Below are 11,122 nucleotides of genomic sequence, written 5' to 3'. Positions count from 1 at the left end.
GCGCCCGAGAGCCAGGGGTTGCGCGTCTTGACCTGCTCGTTGTGCCGACCCGAGCTCATGAGGTCGGTCAGGCGGGACTTGCCCACGACGCGCAGGTTGAACACGAGCGTCACGGCGAAGATCACGGCGAGGCACTCGACGGTGAGCCCGAGCGCCTCGGGCGAGAAGATGAAGCGGAAGTTCGCGACCTGCGTCTTGAATAGCGAGGCCGTGAAGAAGACCATGAGCTGCGAGAGGCCCACGCCCAGGGCGATGCCCATCGCGAGCGCGGCGAGCGAGACGATGAGGGTCTCCAGGGCCATGATGCGCGCCACCTGACCTCGGCTCATGCCGAGGACCTGGTACAGGCCGAATTCCTTATTGCGCCTGCGCATGATGAAGTTGTTCGCGTAGACCATGAGGAAGCCCATGATCGCGCCGAGAAAAACGGTGAGGCCGCCCAGGATGTTTCCGAGCATCGTCGCCACGCCCTCGGCGTCGCTCGCGATGCCTACGAGGTCGACCTGCATGCTGATGGTGTTGAACGCGTAGAAGACGGTGACGCCCAGCGTGAGCGTGAGCAGGTAGATGAGGTAGTCGCGGCCGGCTCGCCGGACGTTGCCCCAGGCGAGCTTACAGAGCATCGGAACCCTCGCCTCCCATCATCGCCACGACCTCCATGATGCGGTCGAAGAACGCGCGGCGGCTCGCGTCGCCGCGTCGCAGTTCGGTGAACACGCGGCCGTCACGGATAAAGAGCACGCGGCCCGTGAAGCTTGCGGCGAAGCTGTCGTGGGTGACCATGAGGATGGTCGAGGCGAGCTCTCGGTTCATCTGCTCGAGGCACTCGAGCAGCACGCGGGCGCTCTTCGAGTCGAGCGCGCCGGTGGGCTCGTCGGCCATGATGACGGCGGGCCTCGTCACGAGGGCGCGCGCCGCGGCAACGCGCTGCTGCTGGCCGCCCGAGAGCTGGTAGGGGTACTTGTCGAGCGTCTGCTCGATGCCCAGGTGGCGAGCGATCTTGTCCACGCGGACAAGGGTCTCGTTGGACGGCGTGCGCGCGATGGTGAGCGGCAGCGCCACGTTCTCGCGTGCGGTGAGCGTGTCGAGCAGGTTCGAGTCCTGGAAGATGAAGCCGAGCTGCTCGCGGCGGAAGCGCGCGAGCTCGCCGCTGCGCATCGCCGTGACATCGGTGCCGTGGACAAAGACGTGCCCGCTCGTGGCGGAGTCGATGGTAGAGACGCAGTTGAGTAAGGTCGACTTGCCCGAGCCCGACGCGCCCATGATGGCGACGAACTCGCCGGCCTCGACGTTGAAGCTCACGTCCGCGAGGGCGCGCGTCGTGGCGCCGGCGCCGCCGCGCCCGCGGTTGCCGTAGACCTTCTCGAGGTGCTGGACGGAGAGAACGGTCCCTTGCGGGGCCCGGCGGGCGGCGGTCGTCCTTTTGCTCGTCGTCCCCTGGGCGGGCTTGAAGTGGTTACCCATGGCGATCCTTCCTCACGTGCCGCGGGCCTCGCCCACGGGCTTCGATCGACGTTTGTCGGGAACTATGCTCGCTCAGCGGCACCTTGGCTGCCATCGAATCACCTTACGGCCCGGTTGCGGTTTTGTAAGGTCCGCCGGCGGGGCAGCGAAGGCCGCCGAGCCGCTGCGCGGCCTCGTCTCCGTATACAAAGAAGGGCGCGGGCCCGCGGTGTGCGGGGCCTGCGCCCTTATCGAGGCTATGTGCCCGGCCTAGCCGCGTTTGACGATGGCCAGCGCGACGTCGTGGGCCGCGTCCTCGTAGGAGTCGTCGAGGGCGGGGAGCTCGGTCTCGATGCCCCGGCGGCGCAGCGCATGCGCGATCAGCCAGTCTGCGACCTGCGGGTTCTTGGGCAGGATCGGCCCGTGGAAATACGTGCCCACCACGCCCTTGTGCAGCACGCCCTCGCCGACGTCGAACTCGTTGTTGCCGGTGCCGGCCACGAGCGGCGTGCCGAGGGGCTTCTCGCCGTCGTCGAGGTAGGTGCGGCCGCCGTGGTTCTCGAAGCCGACGATGGGCGATGACGCGACGGGGGAGTCGATGGCCACGTTGTGGATCATGCGGCCGTCGCCGCTGCGGGTCTCGGCGCCGATGACGGCAAGGCCCTCGACCCGCTCGTCGCCCATCATGTAGAAGCGGCCGAGCAGCTGGTAGCCGCCGCAGATGGCCAGCAGCGCGCCGTCGGACTCGACGTAGGCGGTGAGCTTCTCCTTCTGTGCCAGCAGCTCCTTGCAGACGGCGAGCTGGTCGCGGTCCGCGCCCCCGCCCAGAAGCACGACGTCGGCGTCGGAGAGGTCGAGCGCCTCGCCCATGAGCACACGGTCGACGTGCACGGGGATGCCGCGCCACTCGCAGCGCTGGCGCAGCGAGGCGATGTTGCCGCCGTCGCCGTAGAGGTTGAGCGCGTCGGGGTACAGGTGGACGATGCGCAGCGGGCGGCCGAGCTGCTCGGCCCGGATGCTGGCGTCGGCGTAGCAGCCGAGGTTCACGCGGGCCTTCGGCGCGATCGCGGCGCGCGTGCCCTCGGGGCGCTCGGTGCCGTCGAGGCGCTTGAGGTCGGCCGTCACCTGGGGGAACACGGTGTAGTTGGCCACCGAGTGCAGCGGAAGAGACGCGTCGGCGCCGAAGCAGCCGCGCACGGCGTCCTCGATGCCATCGATGAGCTGCGCGTTTATGCCCGCGTACTTGAGGCGCACCTGCAGGTCGTTGCGGCGCGTGCCGCCGACGAAGACCCGCTGGAGGTCGAGCTCGCAGAGCTTCTCGAAGTCGACGTCCCAGATCCAGCTGATGTCGTGCCCGTCGGCGTCGTTGTCGTTGAGGAAGAAGGCCATGAGCCGCCCGCCGGCCGCGCGGACCTCGCTGATCATGCGGTCGAAGCCGGCGGGGTTCTTCGCCAGGTTGCTCACCACGTCGCGGCCGAGCGCGTGCCAGGTCTTCATGCGGCCGCCTGCGGGCTCGTAGCGCGAGATCACCTCGTCGAGGGCGTCCGTGCCGGCGCCCGCGAACTCGAGCGCCGCGGCGACGGCGGTAACGTTGAAGACCATATAAAGGCCGTTGTAGCGCGTCTTCACGCGGCGGCGGAAGCCATCTGGCCCGCAGACGTCCCAGGAGTACCCGCCCTGGTTGCCGCACCTGAGCTCGACGTCGCGCGCGGCGTATGTGAGCTCGGGGCGCGACCATCCGCACTTGGGGCAGCGGTACTTGCCGAGCTGCCCGTAGTGCACGTACTCATAGTCCAGGGGCGCGTTGCACATGGCGCAGAACCTGGAGTCGCTCACGCGGTCGGCCTCGAGGCCCGTGGGCTCGTCGATGCCGAAGCCGAGGCTCGGGTTGTCCACGCGCGCGGCGACGGCGGCGCACAGCGGGTCGTCGGCGTTGTAGATCAGCGTGGTCTGCGGCGACCTGCGCAGCGCCTCGGCGATGACCTCCTGCGTGTGGTCGATCTCGCCGTAGCGATCGAGCTGGTCGCGGAAGAGGTTCAACAGCACGAGCGCGCGGGGCTTGAGCTGTGGAAGGACGCGGACGGTGTAGAGCTCGTCGCACTCGAAGGCGCCGAAGCGGCCGCGGGAGGCCTTCTTGCCGGACGTCGCGCCGCCGCGGCGCCCCGCCACCATGGCGGCGGCGATGCCGGTCTGCATGTTGTTGCCGGCGCGGTTGCACACCACGTCGAAGCCGGCCGCGGCCAGGCCGTCGGCGATGAGGCCGTTCGTGGTCGTCTTTCCGTTCGTGCCGGTGACCACGATGGAACCGTCGAGCCCGGCCGCCAGGTCCGCGATGATACCCGGGTCGAGCTTCAGCGCGATGACGCCGGGGATGTTCCCGCCGCCGCGGCGAAGGACGGAAGAGAGGCCCCAGTGGGCCACGTCCGCCGCAGCGCATGCCAACATCGAGCGAACGCCCATAAATACCTCCAAAGCCCGCCGCCGGCGAGCGCGGCGCCCGGGCGATTGTTGCAGTCGTCTTATTCAAAAGCGGGCGAGGTGGGATGCGGTGCCCGCCCGCCTGGATATGGGGGTATATTAACACTGAGCGCCGAGCGCCCCGAGCGCCTGGCCAGCCTGTAGACCATCGCTCGCAGATTGGGCACAAGACCGCGTGAACCCCATCATTGTCATACCTTCTTATTGGGCCGAGGGCAATCAGCCCGGCGAGCTGGGCGAGCGCGGCGTCTACGACTACACCACCCCCATCGATAAGCCCCTGCCCGAGCTCGAGAGCTGCCTGGCGTCCCTCGAGCAGGTCCGCGGCGTCCTGCGCGTCGCCGTGCTCGTCGTGGCGCCGAAGTCGTGCCGCGAGGCGGCCCGCGCCCGCGTGAACAGCATCTGCCGCTCCCACCCGGACTTGAACCCGCTCGTGGTCGGGCCCGAGGAGGGCGAGCGCATCATGTCCGCCGTCGGCCGCGTCGTGCCCTCGGCGGCGGGGGAGGCCGTCTCGCTTCGCGGCTACGGCGCCATAAAGAACCTCGGCCTCGCGGTCGCGTGCGTGTTCGGCCACGACGTCGCTGTCTTCATGTACGACGACGAGGTCGCGGAGGACCCGGACTTCCTCTCGAAGGCGGTGTTCGGGCTTTCCGCCTACACGCGGCAGGACCTGAAGATCCTCGCCAAGTCGGGCTTCTTCATCGACGAGGACGGCTCGCCCTACGCGAACCCCACAAAGAGCTGGACCGAGCGCTACTGGACCAAGGCGCCGCAGTTCAACAAGGTCATGGAGCGCGCCCAGAAGGCCAAGAACCGCGTCACGCGCTCCAACCACATGTGCGGCGGCTGCTGCGCGATCCACGCCGAGGCGTACACGCGCATCCCGTTCGACCCCTACATCACCCGCGGCGACGACCTCGACTACGTGCTCAACCTGCGCAGCCATGGCCTCGACTGCTGGTTCGACAACGACTGGTGCGTGCGGCTCTGCCCGCCTGAGGAGACCGCCTCCGACGCGTCCGTCTTTATGCAGGACGTGTACCGCTGGTTCTACGAGTACCGCAAGCTCGAGGTGCTCAACGCCCGCCGCGACCTGCGCACCATCACCCCGGAGTCGCTCATGCCGTACCCGGCGCCGTGGTTGTGCGACCAGGTGCGCTCCCGCGTGCGCAGCACCGCGCTGCGCCGCCTCGTCGCCGGCCCGGATCGCCTCGCCTACCTGCGCATCATCGTCAGGGGCATCCGTGACGCCGATAAGTTCGCCCGCGAGAACGCCTCGCGCTACCTGAGCTTCTCGATGACCTGGCCGGGCGTCATGTCCGCCATTTGGGACGACCGTTACCTGCAGGCGGCCATCCTGCGCACGGGCGACGTCTGCGGCCGCGCCGCGCTGAGCCCGGCGCAGAAGCCCTCCGACGCGCCGCTCTCGGGCATCGCGCTGTCCGTCCCCGACCCCGGATCCACGGGAGGTCTGTAACCGATGCCTCGTCCCAACGGGTACCCGCCCACGCACCGCGCCGACATGGTCCTCGCGGTCGGCGGGGTCATCTCGCTTTGCCTCCTCGCCTGGGGGCTCGCGTTCGCCAAGGTCTTGCCCTGCCTCATCGCCGGCACGTTCGCCGCCGCCGTCATCGTGGTCGCCGGCTCGATCAACCTCACGCCCGACGACACGCGCTCGCAGGCGACCGAGCGAACCCTGCGCGTGGCGACGAACACCCTGGAGCACCTCCGCGGCGGCCTCACGCCCGAGAACGCCCAGGCTATCTGCGCGCTCCTTCTTCCCGAGACGAACGCGGCCGGCGTCGCCATCACCGACGCGAACCGCGTGCTCGCCTACGATGGCAGCTTCAACGTGGCCTACGCTCCGGGCGACGAGAACTCGCGCCCCACGCGTGAGGTGCTCAAGTCCAAGCGGACCGAGACGTTCTACGCCATGGACCAGGAGATGCAGGAGCCGCGCCGGTTCGCCGCCGGCATCGCGATCCCGGGTAACTCGTTCGGCGTCATCGTCCCGCTCGTCGTGCAGGACGAGGCCGTGGGCACGATCAAGCTCTACTATTCGCACGACCGCGACATGGACCGCACGCAGCTGGCCATCGCCCGCGGGCTCGGCATGCTGCTGTCGACCCAGCTCTCGTCCTATGAGCTCGACGCCCAGGCCGAGCTCACGGCCCGCGCCGAGGTCAAGGCGCTGCAGGCGCAGATCAACCCGCACTTCCTCTTCAACACGCTGAACACCATCGCGTCGCTGTGCCGCACCGACCCCATGCGCGCCCGCTCGCTGCTGCGCGACTTCTCGCTGTTCTACCGCCACACGCTCGAGAGCTCCGAGTCGGGCATGATCCCGCTCTCGCAGGAGCTCGAGCAGACCCGCCGCTACCTCACCATCGAGAAGGCCCGCTTCGGCGAGGATCGGATCATCGAGACCGAGCACCTGACGGAAGGGGTCGACGACCTGCTCGTCCCCTCCTTCGTGGTGCAGCCCATCGTGGAGAACGCCGTGCGCCACGCCATGCGCGACACCGGCCCCCTCTCCATCGACATCCACGCCGTGACCGACGGCGACGACGTGCTCATCGCCGTCGCCGACGACGGCCTCGGCATGACCGAGGAGGCGGCGCGCCGACTCCTCGAGCCGGGCGATGGGCAGGAAAAGCCCGCCCCCACGCCCGTGGGCAGCGGTCGGAAGCGCGGCGCCGGCATGGCGCTCAAGAACGTCATGGAGCGCGTCGAGCGCTTCTACGAGCCCGGCAGCGGCGTCGAGGTCGTCTCGAGGCCGGGCGAGGGCACCTGCGTCACCGTCAGGCTCTGCGGCGCGGCGAAGGGGCTTGCGACAAATGTCACGAAAGAGTAACATTCAAACGTTTAGTAGCTGCGTTTAGGTGGCCCGTTCAGAGGAGTTTTTGCATGCGCGCGATGATCGTTGACGACGAGGCCCCTGCCCGCTCCGAGCTAAGGTTCCTGCTCGAGGAGACCGGTCGCGTCGAGTCCATCACCGAGGCCTCGAGCGCCCGCGAGGCGGTCGAGAAGCTCATGGAGGCCAAGGCCGACGTCATGTTCCTCGACATCTCGATGCCAAAGACGAGCGGCATGCAGCTCGCCGAGGCGCTCCACAAGCTCAAGAACCCGCCCGCGATCGTCTTTGTCACCGCGTACAGCGAGTACGCCGTCGAGGCCTTCGGCGTCGACGCGGTCGATTACCTCATGAAGCCCGTTGAGTCCGACCGCCTGGAGCTCGCGCTCGACAAGGTCGAGGCCCGCGCCCCCAAGGCCGAGCCCGCCGCGGCCCAGGCCCACTCCTCCGTCGAGCGCATCCCGGTGGTGAAGAGCGGTCGCAAGGTCCTCGTGCCCATCGACCAGATCCGCTACATCGAGGCCAAGGACGACTACTCCTGCATCTATACCGACAACGACCGGTTCCTCTCGACGATCAGCCTGGCCAAGCTCGAGGAGAAGCTCGCACCGCACGGGTTCTTCCGCGTGCACCGCGGCTACATCGTCAACCTCGAGTACGTCGAGGACGTCGAGGTCATCAGCTCGGGCATCCTGCAGCTGGGCATCAACGGCATCGAGGGCAAGAAGATCAGCGTCTCTCGCCGCCGCGTCGTTGCGCTCAAGCGCGCCTTGGGCCTCTAGGGCAGGGGAGGACGACTTGTCGACCACGCGCTACGACATCATCTCGGACACGCACGGGTTCCTCTCGCCGCAGCTGCTCGAGCAGCTGCGCGGCGCGGACGTCATCGTGCACGCGGGCGACATCTGCTCGCTTTCCGACTATCGCCGGCTCGAGATGTTCGCCCCTGTGCAGGCGTGCCTCGGCAACAACGACTGGTCGGGCGACTACGGCCCCATGGTCAAGGCGCGGAAGATCTTCTTCGGCAGCGGCCTGCGCTGGCAGGTCGTCCACTACCGCGAGCGGCTGAACCTGCTCAAGTGCGACATCGCTATCTGCGGGCACACCCACACGCCCTTCGTCACACGTGACGAGTGGACGGGCACGCTCGTCATGAACCCGGGCAGCCCCACCTATCCGCGTCGCTCGAAGCCCTCGATGGGGCGCATTATCTGCGACGACGCTGCGGGCAAGGTCGTCTCCGCGGAGATCATCACGCTGGGCGAATAGCCGGAAAACAAAGAGGCGCTTATTCCCCTTGCGCCATGAACGCGGGTGCCACGACCTTCGTGTAGAACGCGAGCCAGATCAGCGACACGCAGAACCCCGCGAGCACGTCGCTCGCATAGTGGACGCCCAGGTAGATGCGGCTCACGCCGACCATCACGATGATGAGCGAGAAGAGCGCGCACCAGATCAGGCGGAACCGGCGGTCTTTCTCGTAGGTCCAGACCATCCACACCAGCAGGCCGAAGAACGCCATCGAGATCATCGAGTGGCCGGAGGGGAAGCTGTAGCCCGTCTCGGCGATCAGGCGGAAGCCGTCCGGGCGCGGCCGCTGAATGATCTGCTTGAGCACGACGTTGAGCACGAGCGAGCCGATGAGGTTCGCGGCGACGCAGCGCCCCGGCGCCTTGCCCGGCGCGAACGCCGTCACGATGAGCGTCATCACGAGCAGGACCGGGATGTCGAGCAGGCCGGTGAAGCTCTTCATGACGGAGGTGATGGGGTCGCTGCGGAGCTTCTCGACGAAGAGCCGGTAGGCGAGGGTGTCGAGCTTCATGATCTCGCCCTCGCCGACCTCCTCGAGGAGGTAGAGGAAAACGAGCGCGGCCGCGAGCGCCACCAGCAGGCGGACGTTCCTGCGCGCGAGACCGGCCATGGAGCGCGCGAGCTGAGAGGAGCGCTTTGCGAGGTTGCTCAAGATGATTTCCTAACGCCGGGTTTGCGGGACCTGTAAGAAACCGAATTCTATCATCCCTGTGTCAGGGGAGGGTAAGCCCTATCCTTCTCCCCGAAAAAAGAAGCCCCCGGCGAAGGTGCCGGGGGGCTGCAGGGGTGCTAGATATGGGCGCGGATCTCTTTGATGAGCGCGTCTTTGGGCAGCGCGCCGACCATGCGATGGGCGACCTTGCCGTCCTTGAAGATCATCACCGTGGGGATCGAGACGATCTTATTCTGCATGGCGAAGTCGTAGTTGTCGTCGACGTTCATCTTGTAGAAGTCGAGCTCGCCGGCGAGCTCGCCGGAGACCTCCTCGACCACGGGGCCGAGCGCACGGCACGGGCCGCACCAGGGCGCCCAGAAATCGACGAGCACGGGCTTTTGGGCGGCGGCGAGGATCTGCGAGAGCTCCTCGGACTGAATCTCTTTGACGGACATGGCGACCTCCGGTCTGATTGCGGGCGCTGCGGCCCGCGAGTCTTTGCTTGATGGGAGGTATACCCGAATTACACTGTTATGGTGCAGCCGACCCAGGAGGAAGCCAGATGTCATCCGCAGCAGATCAGCGCCGCGAGGCCTGTGTGCAAAAAACGACCGCCGAGCTGGACGGCCTCGCCGCGCGCGGGGTGCGCGCCGGGGGCAACGCGTTCTCGCCGATCCTTGTGGCCAAGGGAGAGCGGACGGCCGAGGAGGCTGGCGGCGCGGAGCCGTTCTCGGGCGCGGACGGTGTCGCGCTCAAGGCGTCGCTCAAGGCGCTGGGGTATGCGCCAGAGGACTGGGAATGGCTTTTGACCTGCGACGACGCGGGCGAGGCGCTTCCTGAGGGGCTTTTGCGCGAGGCGGTCAGCGCGCTCGACCCGGCGACGCTCGTCTGCTGCGACGATGCCGCCGCCGCGGCGCTGCGCGAAGCGTATGCCGACGACCTCACGATCATCGAGAGCTTCGAGGAGGCGATGCTCGAGCCCGGCTACGTCGTCCAGCTCTGTGGCATGCGCGTCCTCAACCTCGGCGGCTTTGCCGCGGCGCTCTCCGACCCGCGCGCCAAGCAGCAGATGTGGGCGCGCCTCAAGCGCGCCGCCCCTCTTTCCGAGCCCTACTAACCCTCACTGGGTGACAGTCATTGCGTGCAGCTTTTTGGGACACCCATCAGCCAATGACTGTCACCCAGTGATGGGTGGCAATAGAAGCTGCACACAGCTGCACACAATGACTGTCACCAAATGAAGGGGGCGAGGCCGCCGTTCGGGCGTAAAATGAAGCCATCCGTGGATTTTTAACTCCCAGGGAGGACTCGCACATGGCAAACATCGCCGCACCGATCGACGCAACCCAGACCCCCGAGTGGAAGGCCGTTGCCGACCACGCCGCCGACATCAAGGCGAACTTCACCCTCAAGGAGGCGTTCGCGTCCGACCCCGAGCGCGTCTCCAAGTTCTCCTTCGACATGGGCGACCTGCACTTCGACCTCTCGAAGAACCTCGTCAACGACCAGACCGTCAAGCTCCTGCTCGACCTCGCGCGTGCCGTCAAGCTCGAGGAGCGCCGCGACGCCATGTACGCCGGCGAGCACCTGAACACCACCGAGGACCGCGCCGTCCTCCACACCGCGCTTCGCCGCCCCGCCTCCGACAAGGGCAAGTTCATCGTCGACGGCCAGGACACCGTGGCCGACGTCCATGAGGTCCTCGACCGCATGTTCGCCTTCGCCGAGCGCGTCCGCTCCGGCGAGTGGAAGGGCGTCACCGGCAAGAAGATCGAGCACGTCGTCTCCATCGGCATCGGCGGCTCCGACCTCGGCCCGGTCATGGTCTACGAGGCCCTTCGCCCCTACGCCAACGCCGACATCGACTGCCGCTACATCTCGAACATCGACCCCAACGACGCGGCCGAGAAGCTCCGCGGCCTCGACCCCGAGACCACGCTCGTGATCGTCGTCTCCAAGACCTTCACCACGCTCGAGACCCTCACCAACGCCCGCGAGGTCAGGACTTGGCTGCTCGACACCCTCAAGGCCCAGGGCGCCATCGACGGCTCCGACGCCGCGAACGCCGAGGCCATCAAGAAGCACTTCGTCGCCGTCTCCACCGCGCTCGACAAGGTCGCCGACTTCGGCATCGACCCGTCCAACGCCTTCGGTTTCTGGAGCTGGGTCGGCGGCCGCTACTCCGTCGACTCCGCCGTGGGCCTCTCGCTCATCGTCGTCTACGGCCCCGAGGTCTTCCAGCAGTTCCTCCAGGGTTTCCATGACCTCGACATGTACTTCCAGCAGACGCCGCTCGAGGACAACGTCGTCGCGCTCATGGGCATGATCAACGTCTGGTACTCCAACTTCTTTGGCTTCGGCACCCACGCCGTGCTGCCCTA

Annotated in this window: 10 protein-coding genes and 1 pseudogene; 6 read left to right on the top strand and 5 right to left on the bottom strand. The window is 67.4% G+C overall.

Going from position 1 to position 11,122, the window contains the following annotated elements:
* The 3 genes from ACT84W_RS05205 to ACT84W_RS05195 form a co-directional block, all read right to left on the bottom strand.
* The coding region (locus tag ACT84W_RS05205) for an FtsX-like permease family protein (protein WP_444328440.1) at positions 1 to 623 on the bottom strand (623 nt) is incomplete at its 3' end.
* Entirely contained in the window at positions 613 to 1,464 is an 852-nt protein-coding gene (locus ACT84W_RS05200) for an ABC transporter ATP-binding protein (protein WP_444328439.1), read from the bottom strand. The genes ACT84W_RS05200 and ACT84W_RS05205, both read right to left, overlap by 11 nt.
* 249 nt (positions 1,465 to 1,713) lie before the next feature.
* Positions 1,714 to 3,903 (bottom strand): MurT ligase domain-containing protein, encoded by a 2,190-nt coding sequence (locus ACT84W_RS05195; protein ID WP_444328438.1) that lies wholly within the window; start codon positions 3,901 to 3,903, stop codon positions 1,714 to 1,716.
* A gap of 193 nt (positions 3,904 to 4,096) precedes the next feature.
* On the opposite strand from ACT84W_RS05195, the gene ACT84W_RS05190 reads away from it, so the two are divergent.
* From ACT84W_RS05190 to ACT84W_RS05175, 4 genes are read left to right on the top strand one after another with little or no spacing between them, the layout of a single operon-like run.
* Entirely contained in the window at positions 4,097 to 5,398 is a 1,302-nt protein-coding gene (locus ACT84W_RS05190) for a hypothetical protein (protein WP_432290705.1), read from the top strand.
* A 3-nt stretch (positions 5,399 to 5,401) separates the two neighbouring features.
* Complete coding sequence (locus ACT84W_RS05185; RefSeq protein WP_444328437.1) at positions 5,402 to 6,775, top strand: histidine kinase; 1,374 nt, start codon at positions 5,402 to 5,404, stop codon at positions 6,773 to 6,775.
* A gap of 53 nt (positions 6,776 to 6,828) precedes the next feature.
* The gene (locus ACT84W_RS05180) at positions 6,829 to 7,557 is read left to right on the top strand and encodes a LytR/AlgR family response regulator transcription factor (RefSeq protein WP_417576716.1); all 729 of its coding nucleotides are present in this window, start codon (positions 6,829 to 6,831) and stop codon (positions 7,555 to 7,557) included.
* 16 nt (positions 7,558 to 7,573) lie between these two features.
* On the top strand, positions 7,574 to 8,044 hold the full coding sequence (locus tag ACT84W_RS05175) for a metallophosphoesterase family protein (RefSeq protein WP_432290704.1): 471 nt from the start codon (positions 7,574 to 7,576) through the stop codon (positions 8,042 to 8,044).
* A gap of 19 nt (positions 8,045 to 8,063) precedes the next feature.
* On the opposite strand, the gene ACT84W_RS05170 is transcribed toward ACT84W_RS05175, so the two are convergent.
* Positions 8,064 to 8,738 carry a phosphatase PAP2 family protein gene (locus ACT84W_RS05170; protein ID WP_444328436.1) on the bottom strand — a complete coding sequence of 225 codons (675 nt, stop codon included), beginning with the start codon at positions 8,736 to 8,738 and terminating at the stop codon, positions 8,064 to 8,066.
* Positions 8,739 to 8,875: 137 nt separating this feature from the next.
* Positions 8,876 to 9,196 (bottom strand): thioredoxin, encoded by a 321-nt coding sequence (trxA, locus tag ACT84W_RS05165; protein WP_432321152.1) that lies wholly within the window; start codon positions 9,194 to 9,196, stop codon positions 8,876 to 8,878.
* A 107-nt stretch (positions 9,197 to 9,303) separates the two neighbouring features.
* Here trxA and ACT84W_RS05160 point away from each other — a divergent pair, with 107 nt between their 5' ends.
* Both ACT84W_RS05160 and ACT84W_RS05155 read left to right on the top strand, forming a co-directional pair.
* On the top strand, positions 9,304 to 9,858 hold the full coding sequence (locus ACT84W_RS05160; RefSeq protein ID WP_432290701.1) for a hypothetical protein: 555 nt from the start codon (positions 9,304 to 9,306) through the stop codon (positions 9,856 to 9,858).
* A 197-nt stretch (positions 9,859 to 10,055) separates the two neighbouring features.
* Positions 10,056 to 11,122: pseudogene (locus ACT84W_RS05155) on the top strand (glucose-6-phosphate isomerase); the annotation flags it as partial.

Source organism: Paratractidigestivibacter sp., from assembly GCF_052362415.1.
Classification (GTDB): Bacteria; Actinomycetota; Coriobacteriia; order Coriobacteriales; family Atopobiaceae; genus Paratractidigestivibacter.
The sequence above is the reverse complement of the archived record's forward strand: the minus strand, read 5'-3'. Positions and strand labels throughout refer to the sequence as shown.

Excerpts from the sequence above, each read along its gene's own strand:
- ACT84W_RS05180 (WP_417576716.1), top strand. The coding sequence starts at position 6,829 with ATGCGCGCGATGATCGTTGACGACGAGGCCCCTGCCCGCTCCGAGCTA.
- ACT84W_RS05195 (WP_444328438.1), bottom strand. The coding sequence starts at position 3,903 with ATGGGCGTTCGCTCGATGTTGGCATGCGCTGCGGCGGACGTGGCCCAC.
- ACT84W_RS05185 (WP_444328437.1), top strand. The coding sequence starts at position 5,402 with ATGCCTCGTCCCAACGGGTACCCGCCCACGCACCGCGCCGACATGGTC.
- trxA (WP_432321152.1), bottom strand. The coding sequence starts at position 9,196 with ATGTCCGTCAAAGAGATTCAGTCCGAGGAGCTCTCGCAGATCCTCGCC.
- ACT84W_RS05200 (WP_444328439.1), bottom strand. The coding sequence starts at position 1,464 with ATGGGTAACCACTTCAAGCCCGCCCAGGGGACGACGAGCAAAAGGACG.
- ACT84W_RS05160 (WP_432290701.1), top strand. The coding sequence starts at position 9,304 with ATGTCATCCGCAGCAGATCAGCGCCGCGAGGCCTGTGTGCAAAAAACG.